20 protein-coding genes are annotated in these 21079 nt (G+C 62.3%); 2 read left to right on the top strand and 18 right to left on the bottom strand.

The features are described from left to right. Window positions 1–30: 30 nt before the first annotated feature. On the top strand, window positions 31–942 hold the full coding sequence (rdgC, locus tag ACSJLU_RS04835; protein ID WP_004940461.1) for a recombination-associated protein RdgC: 912 nt from the start codon (window positions 31–33) through the stop codon (window positions 940–942). Window positions 943–1007: 65 nt separating this feature from the next. Here rdgC and ppnP read toward each other — a convergent pair whose 3' ends face one another. The 14 genes from ppnP to ACSJLU_RS04765 all read right to left on the bottom strand — a co-directional run bounded on the left by ppnP (window position 1008) and on the right by ACSJLU_RS04765 (window position 15761). After that, window positions 1008–1298, bottom strand: a complete 291-nt coding sequence (ppnP, locus tag ACSJLU_RS04830; protein ID WP_004940463.1) for a pyrimidine/purine nucleoside phosphorylase — start codon at window positions 1296–1298, stop codon at window positions 1008–1010. Window positions 1299–1509: 211 nt separating this feature from the next. After that, on the bottom strand, window positions 1510–2187 hold the full coding sequence (locus ACSJLU_RS04825) for an AroM family protein (protein WP_380826718.1): 678 nt from the start codon (window positions 2185–2187) through the stop codon (window positions 1510–1512). A gap of 4 nt (window positions 2188–2191) precedes the next feature. After that, entirely contained in the window at window positions 2192–3121 is a 930-nt protein-coding gene (locus ACSJLU_RS04820) for a DUF1177 domain-containing protein (RefSeq protein ID WP_273830854.1), read from the bottom strand. Between the two features lie 34 nt (window positions 3122–3155). After that, window positions 3156–4712 carry an OPT/YSL family transporter gene (locus ACSJLU_RS04815; protein ID WP_380826715.1) on the bottom strand — a complete coding sequence of 519 codons (1557 nt, stop codon included), beginning with the start codon at window positions 4710–4712 and terminating at the stop codon, window positions 3156–3158. 219 nt (window positions 4713–4931) lie between these two features. Beyond that, window positions 4932–5705: an IclR family transcriptional regulator gene (locus ACSJLU_RS04810; protein WP_025301730.1), complete on the bottom strand. Its 774-nt coding sequence runs from the start codon at window positions 5703–5705 to the stop codon at window positions 4932–4934. A gap of 253 nt (window positions 5706–5958) precedes the next feature. Next, on the bottom strand, window positions 5959–6750 hold the full coding sequence (locus tag ACSJLU_RS04805; RefSeq protein ID WP_197812875.1) for an energy transducer TonB: 792 nt from the start codon (window positions 6748–6750) through the stop codon (window positions 5959–5961). 2 nt (window positions 6751–6752) lie between these two features. Further along, the gene (locus ACSJLU_RS04800) at window positions 6753–8084 is read right to left on the bottom strand and encodes an HlyD family type I secretion periplasmic adaptor subunit (RefSeq protein ID WP_197811597.1); all 1332 of its coding nucleotides are present in this window, start codon (window positions 8082–8084) and stop codon (window positions 6753–6755) included. Further along, window positions 8081–9859: a type I secretion system permease/ATPase gene (locus ACSJLU_RS04795; RefSeq protein ID WP_089180590.1), complete on the bottom strand. Its 1779-nt coding sequence runs from the start codon at window positions 9857–9859 to the stop codon at window positions 8081–8083. The genes ACSJLU_RS04800 and ACSJLU_RS04795 overlap by 4 nt, the downstream gene beginning before the upstream one ends. 72 nt (window positions 9860–9931) lie before the next feature. Next, a complete protein-coding gene (locus tag ACSJLU_RS04790; protein ID WP_025301726.1) occupies window positions 9932–10498 on the bottom strand; it encodes a heme acquisition protein HasA in 567 nt (188 codons plus the stop codon). Between the two features lie 78 nt (window positions 10499–10576). Next, complete coding sequence (locus ACSJLU_RS04785) at window positions 10577–13276, bottom strand: TonB-dependent receptor (protein WP_197812879.1); 2700 nt, start codon at window positions 13274–13276, stop codon at window positions 10577–10579. A 156-nt stretch (window positions 13277–13432) separates the two neighbouring features. Continuing rightward, the gene (locus ACSJLU_RS04780; RefSeq protein ID WP_380826710.1) at window positions 13433–14386 is read right to left on the bottom strand and encodes a FecR family protein; all 954 of its coding nucleotides are present in this window, start codon (window positions 14384–14386) and stop codon (window positions 13433–13435) included. A 76-nt stretch (window positions 14387–14462) separates the two neighbouring features. After that, window positions 14463–14963 (bottom strand): RNA polymerase sigma factor, encoded by a 501-nt coding sequence (locus ACSJLU_RS04775; RefSeq protein ID WP_049206220.1) that lies wholly within the window; start codon window positions 14961–14963, stop codon window positions 14463–14465. A 145-nt stretch (window positions 14964–15108) separates the two neighbouring features. After that, on the bottom strand, window positions 15109–15309 hold the full coding sequence (locus tag ACSJLU_RS04770; RefSeq protein ID WP_004940491.1) for a YaiA family protein: 201 nt from the start codon (window positions 15307–15309) through the stop codon (window positions 15109–15111). 47 nt (window positions 15310–15356) lie between these two features. Then, window positions 15357–15761, bottom strand: a complete 405-nt coding sequence (locus ACSJLU_RS04765; protein ID WP_060432538.1) for a nuclear transport factor 2 family protein — start codon at window positions 15759–15761, stop codon at window positions 15357–15359. A 96-nt stretch (window positions 15762–15857) separates the two neighbouring features. On the opposite strand from ACSJLU_RS04765, the gene ACSJLU_RS04760 reads away from it, so the two are divergent. Beyond that, window positions 15858–16601, top strand: coding sequence for a helix-turn-helix domain-containing protein (locus ACSJLU_RS04760; RefSeq protein ID WP_049295126.1), 744 nt, complete (start codon window positions 15858–15860; stop codon window positions 16599–16601). Window positions 16602–16637: 36 nt separating this feature from the next. Here ACSJLU_RS04760 and aroL read toward each other — a convergent pair whose 3' ends face one another. From aroL to ACSJLU_RS04740, 4 genes are all read right to left on the bottom strand, one after another. After that, the gene (aroL, locus tag ACSJLU_RS04755; protein WP_089195578.1) at window positions 16638–17162 is read right to left on the bottom strand and encodes a shikimate kinase AroL; all 525 of its coding nucleotides are present in this window, start codon (window positions 17160–17162) and stop codon (window positions 16638–16640) included. 109 nt (window positions 17163–17271) lie between these two features. Continuing rightward, entirely contained in the window at window positions 17272–17790 is a 519-nt protein-coding gene (locus ACSJLU_RS04750; RefSeq protein ID WP_049295125.1) for a GNAT family N-acetyltransferase, read from the bottom strand. A 53-nt stretch (window positions 17791–17843) separates the two neighbouring features. After that, entirely contained in the window at window positions 17844–19967 is a 2124-nt protein-coding gene (locus ACSJLU_RS04745) for a TonB-dependent siderophore receptor (RefSeq protein ID WP_342103315.1), read from the bottom strand. Further along, a complete protein-coding gene (locus ACSJLU_RS04740; protein WP_060447658.1) occupies window positions 19960–21075 on the bottom strand; it encodes an ABC transporter substrate-binding protein in 1116 nt (371 codons plus the stop codon). The genes ACSJLU_RS04745 and ACSJLU_RS04740 overlap by 8 nt, the downstream gene beginning before the upstream one ends. Window positions 21076–21079: the final 4 nt, after the last annotated feature.

Raw genomic sequence — 21079 nt, 5'->3', positions numbered from 1 at the left:
CCGAGCGCACGCCCAGCCAGGGATAACATTATGCTGTGGTTTAAGAATTTGATGGTTTACCGTTTGAGCCGCGAAGTGGCGTTAAACGCGGATGAAATGGAAAAACAACTCAGCGCGTTCGCCTTCACGCCGTGCGGCAGCCAGGACATGGCGAAGACTGGCTGGGTCTCCCCGATGGGCTCGCACAGCGATGCGCTGACGCACGCGGTCAACGGCCAGATCGTCATCTGCGCGCGCAAGGAAGAGAAAATCCTGCCGTCGCCGGTCATCAAGCAAGAGCTGCAGGCCAAGATTGAGCGCCTGGAGGCGGAACAACACCGCAAACTGAAGAAAACCGAGAAAGACGCGCTGAAGGACGAAGTGCTGCACAGCCTGCTGCCGCGCGCGTTCAGCCGCTTCAACCAGACCTTCATGTGGATCGACACCGTCAACGATCTGATCATGGTCGATGCCGCCAGTGCCAAACGCGCCGAAGATACGCTGGCGCTGCTGCGCAAGAGCCTCGGCTCGCTGCCGGTGGTGCCGCTGACGATGGAAAGCCCGATCGAACTGACGCTGACCGAATGGGTGCGTTCCGGCGAGATGCCGGCCGGCTTCGCCATTCAGGATGAAGCGGAATTGAAAGCGATTCTGGAAGAAGGCGGCGTGATCCGCTGCAAGAAACAGAATCTGATCAGTGACGAAATCGCGGTGCATATCGAAGCCGGCAAGCTGGTGACCAAGCTGGCGGTGGATTGGCAGGAGCGCATTCAGCTGATGCTGTCGGACGACGGCTCGCTCAAGCGCCTGAAGTTCGCCGACACGCTGCGCGAGCAGAACGACGACATCGATCGCGACGACTTCGCCCAGCGCTTTGACGCCGACTTTATCCTGATGACCAGCGAGCTGGCGGCGTTGATCAAAAACACCATCGAAGCGCTCGGCGGCGAAGCCCAGCGTTAATCCCGCCGCAGAAACGACCAGGGCCCAGCCTTCGCTGAGCCCTGCGTTCCCCTAACGAGCAACGTTTATTTGCTCAGATAGCGGCACAGATAGGCGGTCGCGTCGGCCACCTGCAGGTTGAACTCGCTGTGCCCCGGCACGAAGAACTTCTCACCCGGCGTAAACACCTGCCAGTCCGGCGCCCCTGGCAGCAGCACTTTCAGCGCCCCGGTGATCACCGTCATTTCTTCCGGTTGCGCGGTGGAGAAGGTGTATTCGCCCTCTTCCATCACGCCCACGCTGGTAAGACCGATGCTGCTACTGTCAAAACCGATAGACTTCACTTTTCCGGCAAAATACTCATTCACTTTCAGCATAGACTGGCACCCGCGTAATCATCTTGATGGAAAATCCATATTGGGGGATTGCGGTTGATCTGTCACTGGTTTTTCGCGCGAAATGCGATCGCGGCGCAGAGTAAAACGCTGCCGGGCTTCTCACCGGCAGTCAGGGCTGCTGAAGCCCAGGGAGATCCAGGGGCGCAAAGCGCCTGAGACCGCGTCGAGCGGTAACTTTTCGCTATTTGAATCAGTCGACTAACTCTGCAGCCAGCTTGGCGACCAGTACGTTCGACAACAACACTGGCACCGACAGACGCGCCTGCAAAAAGGCGCGGTGACGCTGGTGATAACCGATGCAGTCTAGCACCACCACCTCCGCCCCCTGCCGCAGCAGTGCGCAAGCCGCCTGCTCCAGCGCGGCATCATCTGCCAGATAGGGGCTGGCGACGGCATAGCTCGGCGGCGTCGCCAGCTGCCGCCATTTACGCGCCTGCTGCTCAACCTGTTCCGCCATCGGCACCACGATGCCGACGCGGTGTGCGCCGACGATCGCGGAGATCAACGGCGGAATAATGCGATCCGGCTCCAGCAACAGCGCCTGTTCCGCCTGCAATTCGCCGAATTCGCCGGTGCACAGCAGCAGGATCACCTGGCACCCCGCCGCCTCCAACTCGCGGATCCTCTGCTGCAACCTGCTTTCAACGCGAGCGGCACAGAGCGTCACCTGCGTGCCGTCCAACAGGCGCGACACCAGCAGCTTATCGCCCTGTTGCGGCGCATAACGCTCGGCGATCTGCCCGGCATCCAGGCCGTCCAGCAAACCGACGTGCCTCACCCGCTCCGCCGGCAGATAAGCAGACAGCAGCGGCATGATATCGCTGCGCGGCGCCTGACCGAGGGTCAGCGTGGCGAATGAAGCCGTCATGGATCTATCTCCTTTTTTGCAGGTGGCTCAGACTGCCGTACAGCGCCAGCAGCTGGCCGTATTCGGCAGCATCGTAGAACCGGCAGGTGCCGCGGCCGAATTCTTTGGCGACTTCCACCGCGAATTTGGCCGCCAGCGCGATGTCCGTTTCGTGGCTGGCGCCGGTGCCGCAGCCCGGCACCACCGATTCGCTGCAAATCGCCACGCCGACCACCGGCGCCGCAGTAGCGGTCGAGGGCTGCAGGATGCTGTTGAGGTGATGCACGCCGTTGCCATAAGGGGTGATATCCTGCGTGGTGATCGGGAAGGTCACCGCCGGGCGGCCGCTGGTCATCTCCATGATGCGCAGCAGATCTTCCGCCACCCGCAGGATGTAGCCCTCTTTCACCGTCGGCGACAGCGCATAGCCTTTGTGGTTGATGATGCGATTGCCCTTGGTGGTATCGATCGACAGGATGGCGTCAGCCTCCGGCACCACTTCATTATCGTTCATCGTCACGTCATCGATCGGCGAATCCATAAAATCGACCGGATCGTGCGGCCGGGTCGGCGCGTTCGGGCAAATATGAGTGGTGACGATCACATCGCCCGGCAGCGTGTCGCCCTTACGCTGCATCTCTGCCAGCTTCAGCGCGGCGGCAATGGCGGCGATCGCGCCGTCGCCGTCAGACACCAGCCCGATACGCGTCGGCCGCGCGCCGATGCCGCCCAGGCGGCCGATAATGCCCAGCGTCGGCGCCGCACCGCCAGCGAATTGGCCTGCGCTACCGGGGATCTCGATGCGCACGAAATCGGTACCGCCCTTCGGCCCGTCGGCGCGCAAGGTGCTGGCCCGGATCGCCGGGTAAGGCGCAAACAGATCGACGACGTCCTGGCCGCTGACGAATGCGCTATCAATCAATTCAAAAACCTGCAGCGTTTGTTGCAAACTCATGGTCGTTTTACCTCACCAATGTCATCGGCAGGGGCTATTTGCCCTTGCTGGAAAAAATCGAGCTGAAGAAGTTGTAGAGCGCGTCGCCGGCGATAAACCCGGCCGCCATGATCTCCATCGGTGTGCGGCCACGATCGCCCCAACGGCGCAGGATCGCCACGCGCAGCGCGATACCCACCAGCACCGCCCACCCGGCCAAGGCGTTATTGATCAGCAGACCGGTCGCCAGCAACACGCCGAGCTGGCGCTTAGGGCCGCCGATCAGCTGTACCACGGCGCCGGGGATCGCCCAGATCAAAAGGCTCCAGGCGATGCCCGGCTGCGCACCGGCCTCGATGGTCTTCGCGTAAACGCGCGCGACCGGCGGGATCAGGTCCTGCAGGAAATAGCTGTGATAAGAGAGGTAAACCACCGGAATGGCGATGAGGAAGGCAATCAGCGCCGCAAACAGCTGAATGCGGCGCCCCAGCAGCTCCTGCCGCAGATCCTCGCCGTAGCCACGCAGGATGAAGCCGGCTTTCAAATCAAAGCCCATGTCGGCGAAGGCCGGCCCGGTGGCGGCGGTAAAACCGGTCAGGATGCACAACGCCAGCGGTGGGAAACCGATCAGGATACCGACGATCAGGGTGATCAACGCCACCGCGAACGCCGGAAACCAGCCGGAGTGCATGGCGGCGATACCGACGATCAGCTCATGAACGAAAGCGGCGAACGCCGCGTATATCACGAACAGCGCCAACATCGGCAGCGACATCTCGCTGAACAGCCCGCCGATCAGAGCCAAAAACGCGGCGATGGCGATGTAGCCGACCGCGCCCAGGCCGAGCGCTTTGCTTACCGCACTGTCCGGTTGGGTATAACCAGCGCTATCGGCGCGGCGGCTGCGGATCACCTGCGCAACCTGGATCAGCGCCACCAGGCCGGCGCCGACCATCACGCCGTGCGGAATAAAATGGGCATTGATATCGAAACCGGCCACCGGATCGGCGTAAGCCCGCAACAATAACCCGACGCCAAACATGCTCAGCGCCCAGATATTGCCGATAAAGGCGGTGCCGAAGGCCGCCATGGGGATCTTGAGCATTGATCCGGCGATACCTACCCCTATGCCCACCACCAAAAGCCAGGCCTGCTTGCCGCCGCGATCGCCGGCTTTAATCGCTTCCGCGGCGGCGACGCCGGGCGGCCAGGCATTGGCGGCGGGGAACACTTTGGTATCGAACAGGCGATAAAGCAGATAGGCGTCAAGCAACATCGCCGCCGCCACGCCGCAGAACATCGGTAAAATAAGCTGCGGTTGCCCCATCACGTAAGGCACCGCAATCGGCATCAGCAGACAATTGGCCGCGCCGAAGGTGGCAGAGGAGATCACCGTCTGCGCCAGGTTCTGAGTGTGCACCGAGCGGTAGCGTTGGAACATTTTCAGCGGAATGCGTGCCAACAGCATGGCAATCAGCGCACCGATGATCGAGGTGTTGGGCGTCACGCCCAGCGTGGTGATCAGCTGAACGCCGATGATCGCCCCCACCACCGAAAGTAACGCCATGACCAACAGCGTGCCGGCCTCTTTTAGCGGATTATTTGATTTCATGCTTGGTTTCCCTGAATATTTCCTGCTGCGTGGCGGAAATAACGCCAAACGATAGCTCGCCGCGGCAGTTCCATTATTTGGAACTACCGGTGTCACAACGTGATTATTTTCTTATTCAGCCTGTCTATTTCTTACCAATAAAATACGGTGAAATATAATTAATGAGTTCCCTGGTGTCGGCGCTCGTTAATTATGATGCAACACGATAGCTCAGGCGCGTTATTTGATCTGCTGCCAATAATCATCGCCATATTTTTCCGCCAGTTGGCGGCTGACTGCGGTTAATTCGGCCAAGACTTCCGGTACAAACGGCTGCTCCTCGCCCTGCGAGGGGAAGGACAGGCACAACCCCACCGTCTCGCTGCCGTGCTTGTTCACCAGCGCGGTCGCCAGCGAACTGATGCTGTTCAAGGTTTCATTGCGCGCCAGCGACCATCCCTGACGCCTCACCTGCTGCAACGTCTGCAACAGCGCATCCAACGTTTGCGGCGCATTGGGCGAAGTCGCCCGGTAACCGCCGGCGTAACGCGCCCGAACCTGCTCGTCGCTTTCACGCGCCAGTATCGCCCGGCCGACCGAGGTTTCCGCCGCCGGCGAACGGTAACCCGCCGGGGTGACCACCTGCAAAAAGTGGCGGCCGGGAAACATGCGCATCACCATGATCTCCTGCCCTTCCAATATCGAAAGGTAGCCGGTACACGCTGTCTGGCGGCACAGCTGCGCCATACTGGCCGCCAGGTTGTCCACCAGCGGCATCGACAGATAGTGGCTGGATGCCGCCAGCAACAGCGCGCCGATGTGATAACGCCGGCTATCGGGATCGCGCTCCAGCATGCCCTGATTTTCCATGGTCTGCAGCAGGCGCGATACCGTGCTTTTCGGCAGCGCCAATTGCTCAACCACGTCGCTGAATGCAATACCCGGTTGGCCATGCATCACACGTTGTTGAGAAAAGAGTTTTAATACCGCAGCGGCATTTTCCAGCGTTGTCATGATCCGCCTTGTTCCACTATATGGAACTCAGTTCCTGTTTTATAATTAAAAACTAAAACCCGAACTCCGCAGCGTCAAGCTGTTTATTTTTTGTCAGCCGCAAAATAAAAGGCATTCGTGCTTTTCAAATGAAAATATTGCGTAGAACGCCGACTTATCCGCGTCGAATAAAATAACGATACGCTCTGAAAATAATGAACAGCAGGACAAGCTGCTGAAAAATGATTTTCTCAGGAGGAGATATTGCCGCGGCTCAGAAACCCGCGCCGCGCAAACTGAAATCGATCGGCAACGTCAATTCCACCGTGCCGTTGACGTAGGCGTCCGCCGGCGGCGTGGGCAGCGGCGAAGCGCGTTTGACCAGCGCCTGGATTTCGCGATCCAGCGACGGCAACCCGGCGCTGCTGACCAGCGTCACCGCCAGCACATGGCCCTGCCTGTCCAACGTGAAACGCACCTGCCCGACGCCCTGGCGCTTTAGCCGCAATGCGTCTTTGGGGTAACGTTTAAAACGATTCAGGCGGCCGCTGATGCGGCTGCGCCAGTTGTCCACCCCCGCCTGAGCATAGGGCGTCAGGCGAGTTTGCGGCGCGGCCGTTTTATCCGCCCGGCCCGGCGGTGGCGCACCGACGCTTTGCTCCTGAACCTTCGGCGGCGCGATCGTTTTCTCCTGCGGCGGTGTGCGCGGCAGGGGGGGAGTCTTCACCGGCTTGGGCGGTTTTTTCTGCTTCGGCGGTACGGCGATGTTCGGCCGCACGGCTTCAGGCACCTTCACCGTCGGCAAGGGTTCCGGCGGCGCCGGCGGTTCAACCTGAGGCGGCGGCGTCCTTTGCCCCGGCGGTTGTTTTACCTCGGCCGGGGCCTGCGGTGCGGCGGCCATCACCACCATGACCGCCGGCGGCGGCACCCACGCCGGCGCGGCCTTGTCTCGCCAGGGCCAGAACAGCGCCACAACCAGCAGGTGCAGTGCCAGCACCAGCACCAGGCAACGGCGCCAGGGCATGACGGCACCGGGTGCGGCGAAAGGCAGCGGCGAAACCGACATGCTCACTCTTCCGTCAGCGCCAGATGAAGGCGATCGGTCAGCGGTTTGAACAGGTAGTTCATCATCGAACGCTCGCCGGTGCGGATGAAGCCTTCGACCGGCATCCCCGGGCGGATCTCCAACCCGTTCAGGCGTTGCAGCCCCGCTTCGCTGACCTTGGCGCGCACGCTGTAATAGGGCGCGCCGCTTTTCTCGTCGGTCAGGCGATCGGCCCCGACCAGCGTCACCTCGCCCTCGACGCGCGGCGTGGTGCTTTGGTTGAACGCCGAGAACAACAGTTCGACCGGCAGCCCTACCTGCACCTTGTCGATCAGTTCGACCGGGATACGCGCCTCCACCTGCAGCCCCCGATCGCTGGGCACGATCTCCATCAGTTGCTGACCGGCGCCGATCACGCCGCCTTCGGTGAACACGCTCAGCCCCACCACGGTGCCCGCCACCGGCGCTTTCACCTGCGTATGGCCCAAATCGGCCTCCGCCTTGGCCAGGCGGTTATCCAGTTCGTCCAGCTTCATCCGCACCTCGGCCAGCTGGCTACTGACCTCTTTCTGATACTCTTCCCGCCGCTGGATCGCCCGCAGCTTCAGCTCCAGTATTTGGCGGCCCAGGCGGCCGATATTGCCGGTGTCCTCGGACGCCTGGCCATCAATCTGCGCATACTGTCCTTCCAGATCCAGCAGCCGATTGCGCGCCACATACCCCTGCGCAGCCAGCTTGCGCATACCGCTCAGTTGCTCCTGCAACATGGCCTTTTGCCGTTGCTTGCTGGCGTAAGACTGACGGATCCCTTCCAGCATCGCCTGCGATCCGGCAATGCTCTCCGCGATCGCCGCCAGCTCACTCTGCAGCGCCGCTCGGCGGCTGGTGAACAGCTGCTGCTGCAGCAGCATCAACGACATCACCTCTGGCTCCTCCCGCCGCGCCTGCAGCAATGCCGGGAAAGCGATCGCCTGCAGGCCGTCGCGTTCGGCCTGCAGCCGCGCCCGCTGCGCGGCGTTGCTCAACTGCTGGCTGCGCAGCGCATCGCGCTGGGTGCGGCTGTCGACGGTATCCATCAGCAACAGCACCTGCCCGGCGCGAACCCGGTCGCCTTCATGCACTTGAATTTGCGACACTACGCCGCCGCTCGGGTGCTGCACCGCCTTACGGTTGCCGGCCACCACCACGCTGCCGGAAACCGGCACGCCTTTGTCCAGCGGCGCCAACAGCCCCCACAGCAGGAAGCCGCCAAACCCCAACAGCACCAGCCAGCCGCCGAGCCGCAGATGGCGCCCTTCGTCGAACTGTCGGGAAAGGGCGTCGATATCGCCGGGGATCACACTCTGATTGCTCATACTTTTCGTTCACCGCTGGCCGTTTTGGCAAAGTTGGCGTAGTTGACGTTGAAGCCGCCGCTGCTGCGGCCGACGTTGGCCGGTACGGCTGCAGGCGCAAAACCAGGCAGTTTCTTCAGGATGGCGTCGCTGGGGCCGAAGTGCTGCACCTGGCCGGCGGCCAGCACCAGCAATTTGTCGGTGGTCGCCAGGATCGCCGGTTTGTGGGTCACCAACACGATGGTGGTGCCGCGCGTCTTCAGCGCTTCGATCGCCCGCTGCAGCGCCTCTTCCCCTTCACGATCGAGGTTGGCATTCGGTTCGTCCAACACCACCAACGCCGGAGAGTCATACAGCGCGCGCGCCAGCGCCACCCGCTGACGCTGGCCGCCGGACAGGCCGCTGCCGCCCTCGCCCAGCTCGGTTTCATACCCTTTGGGCAAATGCAGGATCAATTGGTGCACGCCGGCCAGCGCGGCGGCGGCCACCACCTTCTCGGCGTCAACCTGGCCAAAGCGGGCGATGTTTTCCGTTAGGGTACCGGCGAACAGCTGGATATCCTGCGGCAAATAGCCGATATGCGGCCCCAGCTGCTGTTTATCCCACTGCCGGATATCCGCGCCGTCCAGCCGCACGTCGCCGCTGAGCGGCGTCAGCGCGCCGACCAGTTGGCGCATCAGCAACGTTTTGCCGGAGCCGGATGCGCCAATGACGCCCAGCACCTCGCCGGCCTCCAGACGAAAACTGACGCCGTGCAGTACCGGTGCGCTCCCGCCGGGCGCGCTGGCGGCCAGCTGATTCACGGTCAATGTCCCGTTGGGCGCCGGCAGCGGCAGGCTCGCCGCCCGCGGCGGATTAGCGGCCAACATCACCTCCAGCCGTTGCAGGGACTGGCGCGCCGACGACCACTGTTTCCAGGCGCCGATCAGCTGATCGATCGGCCCCAGCACCCTGCCGATCAGGATCGATCCGGCGATCATCATGCCCGGCGTAATGTCGCCGTTCACCGCCAGCAGCGCGCCGCAGCCCAACATCAGCGACTGCAATGCCAGCCGCACGGTTTTCGACCAGGCGGTGACGGCGGCGATTTTCTCGCTGGCGCGGTTCTGCAACAGCAGGAACTGCTGATGCTGCCGCAGCCAGCGCAGGCGCAAGTCGGTCAGCATCCCCATGGCGGCGATAGCTTCGGCATTACGCAGGTTGCCGTTGGCCTGCTGCGTGGCGCTCAGCGCGACCCGGCCGGCCTCCGCGAGCGGCGCCTGCGACACCCGCTGGTTGAGCCAGGCCAGCAGCACCAGCACGATCACTCCGGCGCTGGCCAACGCGCCAAGCCAGGGGTGGAGCAGAAACACCACCAGCAGATAAACCGGGAACCAGGGGGCATCGAAAAAGGCGAACAGCGCATTGCCGGTGGCAAATTGGCGCAGGTTGGTCAGATCGTTCAGCGCCTGCCCCGCCAGCGGGTTGCCGGTTTTCAGATTGGTTTCGAAGGCGGCGTCGTAGACCCGCTGATTCAGGCGCATATCCATCTGGGCGCCGAGGCGGATCACCACCTGGCTGCGCACCCACTCCAGCAGCCCCATAAACAGGTAAAGACCGACCACCATCAGGGTCAGCATCGCCAGCGTCATGCGGTTGCCCGACGGCAACACGCGATCGTAGACCTGCAGCATGTACAGCGCCGGTGCCAGCATCAACAGGTTGATCACCGCGGTAAACAGCGCGATGCCCCAAAATCCGCGCCGGTATGCGGCCAGCACGCTCATCACTTCTCCGCGCCTGACGGCGTTTTTCATGGCGTTTTCCATCGGCTAAAAACGAGAAAATGCCCGCCGGGGCGCACGGCGCCGGCGGGCAAACAGCCGCAATCAGGCCGCCAGCAGTTCCGGGCTGTCGGCGTGCTGCACGCCCACCGCCGTCGCCGCCGCCACCTGATCGAAGGTGGAATTGACGCTCAGGCCGTAGTCGTCGAGGATGCCGTTCAGCGCGGTTTCCAGCGCGCCGGTATCGCCGGACATCAGACCGTACACCACCTGGTGCACCACGCCATCGTGGCCCTGCGCCTGCAGGCTGCTGAGGTTCAGGCCGCCGAAGCTGACGTCAGGCACCTGAATGCTGTACGGCGATGTATCGCCACCGCTCAAACCGTCGCCGAACGACAGGGAATCCAGCTGGCCGTACAGGGTATGCGCCGGTTCATTGAACAGCGTGTAGGTCAGGTTGCCACCCGCCACGACCGACGTGACATGGTTGTCCGTACTGGTCACGGCATATTGGCTACCAGACAACCGGCCGCCGTAGAAGCCACCGCTGTTGGAGTCGGTGACGTTACCGTTGGTATGGTTGATATCACCAAATGTCGAAGCCCATTGGCCCAGATAGTCATGAATGCTGTAACCGCCAAAGCTGCTGTCATAGTTAACTGAAAATGCCATTTCTCTATCTCCATTGATGAACGGCGCCCCTTGCGAGGCTGCCCTTGTGCTCAAGGATGAGCAACGCCCTTTTACTGCTTAAAAACGGTATTCCACCCCGCCCTGTACGGTGCGGCCGCGCCCGAGGGTATTAGCCAGCGTCTCGCCGTAGCTAACGACATAGGCGCGGTTAGTCAGGTTCTCCACCGAGCCGCGCAGCGTCAGGCTGTCGGTCAGCTTGTAGCTGGCGTACAGATCGAACAGGGTGTACTTCGGCCAGTCGGCCAGGTACGGGTAATTGGACGGCACCGAACTGTCCTGATAGCCCGGCGCAAAGCGCACGGTCACCCCGGCGTCCAGCTTGCGATCGAAGGCGCGGCCGCCCAGCGTCACCGAACCGCGATCGCCTGGCAGGTAGGCGGCGGAGCCGAACTGCGTCCCCCCGTCACACGTGACGAAGTCATTGGAAGCGGCATCCGGCTCAACATAGAAGTTGCCGCGGCGCGATCCATCGCCGTAGCGCAGACGCCCTCCCAACCAGGCCTTGTTCGAGCAGAACTCGTTTTTGCCGATCATGTGGGTATAGGTCAGGTCGGCGTAGAACACCCCGGCGTCATAGTTGAGCTGGTACTCCAGCCCGCGGAAGCGGGTTTTCGACAGGTTGTTGACGTAAGCAGCATTGCCGATGCTCGGCTGCACCAGCCCCGGTTTATTGCGGTCTATCGCCAGGTTGATGTAGTTATCCACTTTGGTATCGAAGTAGGCCACCTTCGCCACCAACCGATCGCCCTCAAACCACAGATCCGGCTGCTGCACATTGAACCCGACTTCCCAGGCGCGCGAGCGCTCGGGCTGCAGGAACGGGTTGGGGTATTGCGTGGATGAACTGTGCGCGCTGCCGTTGGTCAGCGTTTCGGTGATCGCCGGCGGCCGCCAGGATTTGCCGTAGGTGGTATACAGCTCCAGCCACTCCACGCCGGGGCGTACCGCCACCGCCAGCGTTGGCGACAGCTTGCCCTGATCGCGATCCACGTCCCAATCTTCGCGGGTGGTGGTTGAACAGCCGGTCAGACGCAACGCTTTGCAAGGATTGTCAATCGTGTAGCGTTGCCCATCCTTGGCCAAATCCGGATAGCTCAGGCCGGTCTGGCCGCGCAGGCGATAGCGGTCGTAACGCAGCCCGCCCTCCAACGTCAGCCAGCCGTCGTAGTCGTAGGTCAGGTTGGCGAACAGGCTGGCGACCGAACGGTTGCCGGCCGGCGTCACCCCTTCCATGCCTTGGCGGGAAGAGTCGCTGGTTGCCTTGTCGTAATAAAACTCCAGCCCGTAGTTGGCGCGGAAGTCATGCCCCGGCGCCAGGCTGAAGCGCGAGGTATTTTGCGCCTGCGCGCCGTAGGTACGCAGGCGGGTACGCGTCGCGTAGCCGTTGTCCAGCAGCGAGCTGGTGCTGTAAGTATCGCTGTCATCCTGAGTATCGACGTAATACAGCTTGGCCTGAAAATCGAGCCAGTCGACGTCTTCCGGCGCCAGGCTGTAATCAAACGCCGCGTTGCGCGCCATCACGTCGCTGTAACCGGTGCGCTTCCAGCCCAGTTCATAGGGCGGGCGGGTGCCCAGGTTGGTCAACGTGCCGGCGATCGGCGACGCGGTCTGGGTCTGCAAATAGCTCAGCTGCAGGCGTTGGTTGGCGGGCAGATTCCAGCCCACCTTGGCCAGCCGCGAGTGCATACGGTAATTTGTGTCGGGGATTTTGTTGTTCTTGATGCTCTCGGCGTAGCGATCGTAATTGCCGGTGTCGTTATTGATGCGAATGTTACCGATATCGCCCTTGTTGCCGGGCCAATAGTCGCCGAGGTGGCGTTCGCTGGCAGCCAGCAGGATATCGCCGGTTTCGTTGCCCAATGCCAGTACGCCGCTGCCGATGAAGTGGGTGCCGTTATCGCCGGTGCTGGCGTGCAGCTTGCCGCCCAGCTCTTTGCCCGGCGCCAGGAAATCGCTCGCGCTGACGGTATTGAAGGTGGCAATGCCGCCGAGCGTGCCGGCGCTGCCCATGCCGCCGGTGGTGCCCTTGTCGATAGTCACGCCGGACAGCAGTTCGGAATCGATGTACATGGTGCCATTACGCTGGCCATGGCCGCTCTTTTGAAAATTCTGCCGCATGCCGTCGATATTCATGTTCACCCGGCCATAGTCTTGTATGCCGCGGATGTTGACCGACAGCGCAGGATCTTGCTGGCTGACGCTGGAATAGGCTCCCGTAGTCTGCTCCAGAATATCGGCCGCGTGTCGCGCCGGGCGGTTGTCCATCTGTTCGCGGCTGATGACGCTGACCGAGCGCGGTTCGTCGTAAACCCAATCGTTGGCGTTGATGCCGCTGGCACCCAGCACCGTCAGGCTATCCAACGCCAGCGCGCCACCGTCGCCGTTTGCCGCTGGCAACCGGCTCAATACGATCTGCCCCTGCGGCTGCAGGCGGAAAGCCACCGGATTGTTGCCAATCAAGCGCCGCAGGCCCTGTTCAACGCTCATGCTGCCGTTCAGCGCCGCCGCCTGCATGCCGTCGAGCTTCACCTCGTCGAAAAATACCTGCATATCGGCCTGCTCGGCGAAGCGCAACATGGCGCTCTGCAGCGGCTGCGCCGCAATGTTGAAATTCTTTTGCTGTGCGGCCTGCGCGCTGCTCGCATCAGCCTGGGCGGCGAGCGCTACCGCCGGCTGAGTCAGCATCATCGCCGCCAGCGCGGCGCGTACCGCCGTGGCCAATCGGCCGGCCGGCGTGGTTCCCTTGTGAATAAACATGCGTGTGTGTTCCACCCGAAAGAATGCCAAACTAAGTGATAATGGAAATCAATCTCGTTTAAACATAAGGACGTTCCGGGAGGCAAAAACCCGTAAAGATTTTTTACAGAAAGTGAAAATAACGGCGAAGCGGGCATCCCGGCCCGCCTTGGCCGCTCAGTAAAGCAATGTGATGCCGGGGAGATTCAGTTGGCGGGCGGAGAGTTCCTGACGAATGGCGCCGACGCCGTCGTCGAGTTTATTGAGCGCGAACACGCCGCTCACCGTGCGCGCTCTTAGCGCGGGATTGACCGCCACGATGCGGGTTTCGCGATAGCGATTGAGCTGCGCGAGCGCCTGCGTCAGCGGTTGGCGGTCGATCACCAGCCAGCCGCGCCGCCAGGCGTCATCGCCGGCCGTTTGCCTCGTCAGCCACAGCAGGCCGCTGCGGTAATGCGCCGCCTGACGTTGCGCGACCACCAGCGAGCGCTCGCCGTGCTCGAGCGTCACCCGCACGCTGTGCTGATGCACGCTGACGTCGACGCCCTGTTCAGTGCGCGCCACGCTGAACTCGGTGCCCAGCGCCTGGGTGACACCGTTTTTCGCTTCCACCCTGAACGGACGGCTTTCCGCCCCGCCCAACGGCGCGACGATAAAATAGGCGGCGCCGCTCAGCAGCCGCACCTTGCGCTCATCTGCGGAATACGCCAGCGCGATCGCGCTGCCGCTGTCCAGCGCCACCCGGCTGCCGTCCGGCAAAGCAACTTCGCGCACCTCACCGCGAACGGTTTGATAATCGGCCTGCAGGCCGATCCACAGATCCGGCCCGCGATAAACGCCGAATGAAACGGCGAGCGCCACCGCCGCTGCCACCGCCCAGCGGGGCCATCGATGGCGAGAGGGCGTTTTCAGCGCCGCCACCTGCGGTTGTAACGCCTGCCGCTGCTCAGGCGGCAGTTGCCCAAGCGTCGTCCACAGCAGGCGAGCCTGACGCAGCGCCGCCGGATGCTGCGGATCGGCGGCCAGCCAGGCGTCCAACGCTCGCCGCCGATCGGCCGGCAGCGCCCCTTCGGCCAGACTCACGGCCCAGGCGGCCGCCTGCTGTCGCGCCTGTGCGGTTAGCGGTTTCATAATGGCATAGACCTCTGTTTTTTCTGGTTATAGGTTAAGACGTCTGAGCGCGGATAAACCCGTAAAAAAATTGCCATTATTGTTCTTCCATCCGCGCCATCAGCCGCTCGAGGGCGCTGGCCAGGTGTTTTTCCACCGTGCTGAGCGACACGCCCAGCTGCGCCGCCACCTGCGCCTGGGTCAGGCCATCGAGCCGGTTAAGGCGGAAAATCTGCTGCGTGCGCGGCGGCATGTCCGCTAGCGCCTGCTGCAACAGCTGCAGCAATTGGCTATCGATCGCCCGTTGTTCAAGCGCCGGTTCACCGGAGGGATACTGCGCCAGAATGTCGTCTTCGACCGCTTCGGTCTGCCGCCGCTGCTGCTGGCGCACATGGTCGAGCATCAGGTTTTTGGCGGTTTTGTACAGGTAGGCTTCGATATCGAGAATGTTACCCTGCGGATATTGCTCGGTAAGGCGGGTAAAACTTTCCTGCGCCAAATCCGCGGCCAGCTGAGGGTCGCGCAGTTTGGCGTTCAAATAGGCTTGCAGCGGCCGCATATGGCGCAGAAACAGCGCCTGCAACTCGGAATTGGACATCTCTTTTCCCAGAAGTGAAACACCCAATAGGGGCGATAAAAATCACATAAATGATTATCATTATCAATATTGTTCTGGGAAATATATGCTAACGCCGGGGATAAACAGGAAACCGGCCTGGCGCCGGTTTCCGCTGTGCAGCAGGTCAGAGCTCTAGCGCCTCGTCTTCATAGCGGTGCTTGGCGTCGAGCGCTTCCTGCTCGGTTTCATGTTCACTGAGCAGCGTATTCGGCTCAATGTCGTCGGTGCGCACTTCAAAACGGCGCAGATGCAGGTTCGGGTCGCCCCGAAACACCTCAACGACGCGGGCGCTCCGTGGATAAGCAGGTTGATCATTTTCGCGCATGCCGTTCTCCCGTGTGTTTCACACAGTAGCAAGTATAGCAGCCGCCCTCATTCCGGCACGCGCGAGCCAAGATCGCGATCGCCGGGGGCGCCCGCCAACAGCTCGGTCAGTTCGTCGCAGGCGCAAATGCGGCCTTCACGCACGGTGAAGTGCGCCAGCACCCGCACGCGGCTGCGGGTACCGTCGCGCTTTTCCACCTCGACCAGATGGTGGGTCAGCACTGCCTCGCCCTGCTCCGCCGCCGCGATCACGCTCAGCGTCATGCGGCGGGTTTGCCGTTTCAGCAGCGCCATATGTTGCTCAAACTGCGCGAAGTTCAGCACCTTGCCATCCACCTGCTGGCGGTAGTCTGCGCTGAAACGGGCAGCGAGCTGCGTCGGCCGATGCTCCGGGCTGGCGACGACCTGCTGCAGCGTATCGAGCACCAGGTTCAGTGGGGTAACTTGAGTCATCACGTTTCTCCGAAATAGGGTGAACGGCGATCCTATCCCGGCCAGACGATGGCATAATAACCACATCAAGACTTTCAATAACGTTAAACGGCCAACATGACGCAGATCCGCAGCCAACGCCTTCAGCATGAAAAAAAGCACCTGACGCCCTGGCACCGGCACGAAGGCGGCCAGATCTATCTCTTGACGCGTGGCATGCTGGCAATGGAACTCCCGGGCCGGCAATGGGCGATCACCGGCGGTACGCTGGGCTGGCTGCCGCCGGGATGCGCCCATCAGGCGCTGGCCTGCGGCGACGTAGCGGGCTGGAGTCTGTATCTGCCGGGGGAAAGCGTGCCGGAGATGCCGCCGCAGCCGCAGCTGTTCACGGCCTCTGCGCTGTTGCAGGCCCTGGTGGAGCGTATCGCACAGTTCCCCGCCGGCCCACTGAGTGCGCCGCAACGGCGGCTGCTGCAGGTGCTGCTGGATGAAATGCACGCGGCAAGCCGCGCGCCGTTGCAATTGCCGCTGCCGCAGGACGCCCGGTTGCTGAACATCGCCCGGGCGCTGCTGAACGATCCCGCCAGCCTGCGCAGCCAGCGCGACTGGGCCGACTGGGCCGGGCTCAGCCCGCGCACCCTGAGCCGCCGCTTTGTGCAGGAAACCGGCATCAGCTTCGCGCTGTGGCGCCAGCAGGCGCGGGTATTGCGTTCACTGGAGGGATTATCACGCGGCGCAGCGGTCGCCGAAGTGGCCGACACCTGTGGTTACGACAACGTCAGCGCCTACATCGCCGCCTTTCGCCGCCGCTTCGGCGTCACGCCCGGGGCGTACTTTGCGGCCGCTCGGCAAACGGAATAGGAAAACGGGCGCCCAGCGCCCGAAGAGAAGAAAGGGTTATTTCACCGTCTCACGCGGCAGCACCGCGAGGATTTGCTCCACCACCCGCTGCGGATCGGCGGCGCCGTCCATCACGTAATGCGCGGCATCCTGATACAGCGCTTCACGCGCGGCCAGCACCTCGAGCATCTCTTCGGCGATCGGCCTGCCGGTGAGCGTCGGGCGCTGCGCATCTTCCGGGTACTCTTCCAACCGCTGCGCCAGCACGCTGGCCGGCGCGCGCAGGTAGATAACGGTGCCATGCTGGCGCATAAACTGACGGTTCTCCTCCGCCAGGATCGCCCCGCCGCCGGTGGCAACTACAGTTGACGGCTTGGTCACAGCTTGCAACGCGATGGTCTCTCGGCGACGAAACCCCAGCCAGCCCTCGCGCTCGACCATTTCCGCCACGCTCATCTGCGCCGCTTGCTGCATAAACAGATCGGTATCGACAAACTGATAGCCCAACGCCAGCGCCAATGCGCTGCCTACCGTGGTCTTGCCGGCTCCGCGAGCGCCTATCATGAACAGGGTTTGTGTCATTACGGGTTGTCCCTTATGCGGTGACTTGAGTGCATTGCATACCAAAATACCGAGCGGGTGCGATGGCGTGGTGGCTGCATCATACCCTGCCCGCTCTGTATTTCAATATTTACGATAGTGTAAATTCCATGGCACAGCGACTGCCGACGGCAAAGCCGTGCGCCAGATCCTCATCCAGGTGCCGCCGCAGGGCGACCGTGAGCCGCGCGTCGTCGAGCGGCCGGAATCCCAGCCGCCGGTAGTAGGGCGCATTCCACGGCACATCAATGAAGGTGGTGAGCGTCAGGCGAGTGGCGCCCTGCCGTTTGGCTTCTTCCGCCACCGCGCCGATCAGGCGGCGGCCGACGCCCTGCCGTTGCCAGGCAGCGGCGACCGATAATTCGGCGACATGCCAGTCTTCCCCCTGAGCCAACACGGCGATAAAACCGGCGCACTCACCGTTGTCGCTTTCCGCCAGCCATTCACGGCGCTCGGCGATAAACGCGGCGTGCTGTTTCGGGGCCATCACCTCGCCTTCGGCGATAAAGCGCCATTCCGGCTGCTGGCGAAACAGCTGCGCCGCCGAACGTTCAACCGCCATCAGATGCGCGATATCTCGCTGCTGCGCCAAACGGATCTGCAGGCTCATGAGTTCTCCTTAACGTTGGGGCGGTTATTTAAACAAATTCCACCGCCCGTGGCTCAGAAATCGATACTGCCGCGCAGCACCACCTCACGCGGCTCTCCCACCGCCACGCGCAGATTGCCACCGCTGGACGGATAGTAGGTTTTATCGAACAGGTTCTTCACGTTCAGCTGCCATTTCACCCGATAGCCGTTGATCGGCATGGTGTAAGCGGCGAACGCATCGGCAACGGTGTAGTTATCCAGGTAGAAGCTGTTGGCGGCGTCGCCCGGGCGCCGGCCCACGTAGCGCGCGCCGGCGCCGATACGCACCTCATCTCCGCTGTACAGGCCCAGGCTGCCGAGGTTCTGGGTCAGGAACAGCGAGGCGGTATGGCGCGCCACGTTGGTCATCTCTTTCCCCTTGTTGTCCGGATCGTCCACCACGCGGGCATCGGTATACGCATAGGAACCGATCAGGCTCAGCGAGTCGGTGATATTGCCGGCCACGTCCAGCTCCACGCCCTGCGAACGCACGCGCCCGGCGGTGCGCGTCACGGTTTCGCCCTCCACCAGCTCATTGACCATGACGTTACGCTTGGTGATGTCGAACAGCGCCAGCGTGCCGGTAACGCCGTTCGGCAACGCCAGCTTGCCGCCGACTTCCCACGACTTGCCCTGCTCCGGCGGCAGCGAATCAATTTGGGTGGCGATGGAAGAGTTCGGCTTGAACGACTCGGTATAGCTGCTGTACAGCGACACGTAAGGCGTCAGCTTGTAGACCACCCCGGCGCGCGGCACCAGCTTGCCATCCGAGCTGTCGGTGTTGGTCTGGAACGGCCGTCCCTTGCCGGCATAGACGTCGAAAGCGTCGTAACGCAGCCCGCCCATCACCAGCCATTTATCAGTCAATTGGATAGAATCCTGCATAAACCAACCGTAGCTGGTGAGGTTTTCCCGCTGGTCGCTGTCTTTGGCGCTGACCGCGGTCGACGGCGGCATCAGGCCGTATACCGGATGATAGATATTGAAATCGCTGTTCTTTTTACCGCGGATCATGTCGCCGCGGTAGGTACGGTTATCTTCAAAATCGAAGCCGTACAGCATCTGGTGGTTGATGCTGCCCCAGTCCACGTCGCCATTGAGCGTCAGCTGCACCGCGTTGGCGTGGCTGACGGCGTTGGCGGTCGAGTCGGCCTGGCGGCTCAACACGCCGGTCACCGGGTTCAGCGCCGTGGCGCGCGCCTGGTTGTCACTGTAGCTGTTGCGGCTGTAGGCGTAGGTCAGCGAGCTTTTCCAGCGCTCGTTGAGCGTTTGATCGATCTGCAGGGTAATGCTGTCCTGATCGCCGCGGGTAGCGTTATAGGCTTCGTCGAAACGGCGATCGCGCGGCGTATTCACCGGTTTGCCGGTGCGCGAATCGATAATGGTGCCGCGATCGAACGGCACCAGATATTCCATATGCTCGTAGGCCAAGCGCACGGTGGTGTTCTCGCCGTACCACATCAGCGAGGGCGCGATCACCGTCTGGCGGTTGCGGCCGAAGTTGCGCCAGTAGTCGGTTTCATCGTGATCGACGATCATGCGATAGGCGAATCCCGACGTGCCGAGCGGCCCGGTCACGTCGAGCTGGCCGCCGCCGCCGTTGAAGCTGCTGCCCCAACCTTCCACGTGGGTATGTTGCTGCAGCTGGGGCTTTTTGGTGATCATATTGATCATCCCGCCCGGCTCGCCCATGCCATACAGCATCGAGGCCGGCCCCTTGAGCACCTCCACCCGCTCGGTGGTCGGCGTAAAGTTGCGAGCCTGCACCGAGCGCACGCCATCGCGCAGAATAGAGCCGTCGCGGTTATCGCCAAAGCCGCGTTTCATGACCGCGTCCTGAGTGCCGCCCAGCGTGTTGGCCTGGGTAATGCCGCTGACGTTGTACAGCGCTTCGTCCAGGCTGCTGACCGCCTGATCGGTAATCACCTGCTGCGGCACCACGTCGATCGCCTGCGGCACATTCAGCAGGTTGGTTTCGCTGCGGGTGCCGGTGACGCTGGTCAACGGCTGATAGCTCTGCACACCGTCGGCGTCTTTGCGGCCAATCACCGTCAGGCTTTCTTCTTTCGACGCGACTTTTTCCGCCGCCCACGTCGGCAATGTTGCGCAGGCCGCCAAAGGCAATGCGCACCACAAGCCGCGCTTGTTGTTATTCATTATCTAACTGACTCCAATAGGTCCCTGAAAAAGGTAACGGCAAAAACTGCTGATACAGCTGTTGGAAGGTCTGCTGCGGGTTGATGTCGGCGAACAGATCCGGATAAAACGCTTTGGCGAATACCTCGACCAGCACCACGTGGTACGGGCTGAGGTAAAAGTTGTGCCAGACGCTCCAGGCGCGGTGGTTTTTCACCGCCTGCAGGCTGGCCAGCATCGGCTGTTTGGCGATCAGCCGGCGGAAGCTGTCGGCGGCCTCCAGTGGGCCGACCTGCGGCCCGAGGCGCAGATCGGACAGCCGTTTGCCTTGCGGGCCGGCCATGCCGGTGGCGAGGTATACGTCGGGATTGGCGCTCAGAATGGTTTCCGGGTTCAGTTCGCCATACACCCCTTTGACGCTGGCGTTGGCGATGTTGTCGCCGCCGGCGAAGGTCAGCAGATCGCCAAGGTTGCCGTGTGCGGCGGTGGTGCAACAGGTATCGCGCCGCCCCAGATGCAGGTGCAGCATCACTTTGGGCTTCGCCCCCTGATAGCCCGCCAGCCGTTGCTGAACCACCGCCATATGCTGCTGATAAAACGCGATGAACTGCTCGGCGCGCTGCTGGCGATTGAGCACTTCGCCCAGCAGCCGCACGCTCGGCACGGTGTTGTTCAGCAGATCGATACGCAGATCGACGTAGATCACCGCCACGCCGGCCTTGTTCAGCGCGGAAACCAGCAGATCGTTGTCGCCGTCTTCACGCGCGTAGCGCGCCAGGATCACCAGATCCGGCTTCAGCTGCAGCAGGCTTTCGATGTTGACCTGGCGGAAATTATTGCCGCTGATAATGGGGATCGCGGCGATCTGCGGGAACTTCTGCGTATAGCGTTGCCAGCTTTGCGCATCGAAACGCGCCAGATCCGCCGGCCAGCCGACGATGCGCTGCGCCGGGTTGCCCGGCTCCAGCAGCGCCAGCGTATACAACATGCGGCTCTCCCCCACCACGATGCGCTGCGGATTGTCCGGCACCACAACCTGACGGCCGGTGATATCGGTCACCGTCTTCGCCTGGGCGGAGAACACGCCGAACCACAGAGAAAGCAGCAGTAAAATGAGGAAATTGCGCATGATT

Origin of the sequence: Serratia bockelmannii, assembly GCF_051803255.1 — a bacterium.
In the GTDB taxonomy this organism is placed as follows: Bacteria; Pseudomonadota; Gammaproteobacteria; order Enterobacterales; family Enterobacteriaceae; genus Serratia; species Serratia bockelmannii.
This window is presented reverse-complemented; position numbering and strand designations above follow the sequence as displayed.

Coding starts and splice junctions, on each gene's coding strand:
- rdgC (WP_004940461.1), top strand. CDS start 31: ATGCTGTGGTTTAAGAATTTGATGGTTTACCGTTTGAGCCGCGAAGTG.
- ppnP (WP_004940463.1), bottom strand. CDS start 1,298: ATGCTGAAAGTGAATGAGTATTTTGCCGGAAAAGTGAAGTCTATCGGT.
- ACSJLU_RS04825 (WP_380826718.1), bottom strand. CDS start 2,187: ATGACGGCTTCATTCGCCACGCTGACCCTCGGTCAGGCGCCGCGCAGC.
- ACSJLU_RS04820 (WP_273830854.1), bottom strand. CDS start 3,121: ATGAGTTTGCAACAAACGCTGCAGGTTTTTGAATTGATTGATAGCGCA.
- ACSJLU_RS04815 (WP_380826715.1), bottom strand. CDS start 4,712: ATGAAATCAAATAATCCGCTAAAAGAGGCCGGCACGCTGTTGGTCATG.
- ACSJLU_RS04810 (WP_025301730.1), bottom strand. CDS start 5,705: ATGACAACGCTGGAAAATGCCGCTGCGGTATTAAAACTCTTTTCTCAA.
- ACSJLU_RS04805 (WP_197812875.1), bottom strand. CDS start 6,750: ATGTCGGTTTCGCCGCTGCCTTTCGCCGCACCCGGTGCCGTCATGCCC.
- ACSJLU_RS04800 (WP_197811597.1), bottom strand. CDS start 8,084: ATGAGCAATCAGAGTGTGATCCCCGGCGATATCGACGCCCTTTCCCGA.
- ACSJLU_RS04795 (WP_089180590.1), bottom strand. CDS start 9,859: ATGAAAAACGCCGTCAGGCGCGGAGAAGTGATGAGCGTGCTGGCCGCA.
- ACSJLU_RS04790 (WP_025301726.1), bottom strand. CDS start 10,498: ATGGCATTTTCAGTTAACTATGACAGCAGCTTTGGCGGTTACAGCATT.
- ACSJLU_RS04785 (WP_197812879.1), bottom strand. CDS start 13,276: ATGTTTATTCACAAGGGAACCACGCCGGCCGGCCGATTGGCCACGGCG.
- ACSJLU_RS04780 (WP_380826710.1), bottom strand. CDS start 14,386: ATGAAACCGCTAACCGCACAGGCGCGACAGCAGGCGGCCGCCTGGGCC.
- ACSJLU_RS04775 (WP_049206220.1), bottom strand. CDS start 14,963: ATGTCCAATTCCGAGTTGCAGGCGCTGTTTCTGCGCCATATGCGGCCG.
- ACSJLU_RS04770 (WP_004940491.1), bottom strand. CDS start 15,309: ATGCGCGAAAATGATCAACCTGCTTATCCACGGAGCGCCCGCGTCGTT.
- ACSJLU_RS04765 (WP_060432538.1), bottom strand. CDS start 15,761: ATGACTCAAGTTACCCCACTGAACCTGGTGCTCGATACGCTGCAGCAG.
- ACSJLU_RS04760 (WP_049295126.1), top strand. CDS start 15,858: ATGACGCAGATCCGCAGCCAACGCCTTCAGCATGAAAAAAAGCACCTG.
- aroL (WP_089195578.1), bottom strand. CDS start 17,162: ATGACACAAACCCTGTTCATGATAGGCGCTCGCGGAGCCGGCAAGACC.
- ACSJLU_RS04750 (WP_049295125.1), bottom strand. CDS start 17,790: ATGAGCCTGCAGATCCGTTTGGCGCAGCAGCGAGATATCGCGCATCTG.
- ACSJLU_RS04745 (WP_342103315.1), bottom strand. CDS start 19,967: ATGAATAACAACAAGCGCGGCTTGTGGTGCGCATTGCCTTTGGCGGCC.
- ACSJLU_RS04740 (WP_060447658.1), bottom strand. CDS start 21,075: ATGCGCAATTTCCTCATTTTACTGCTGCTTTCTCTGTGGTTCGGCGTG.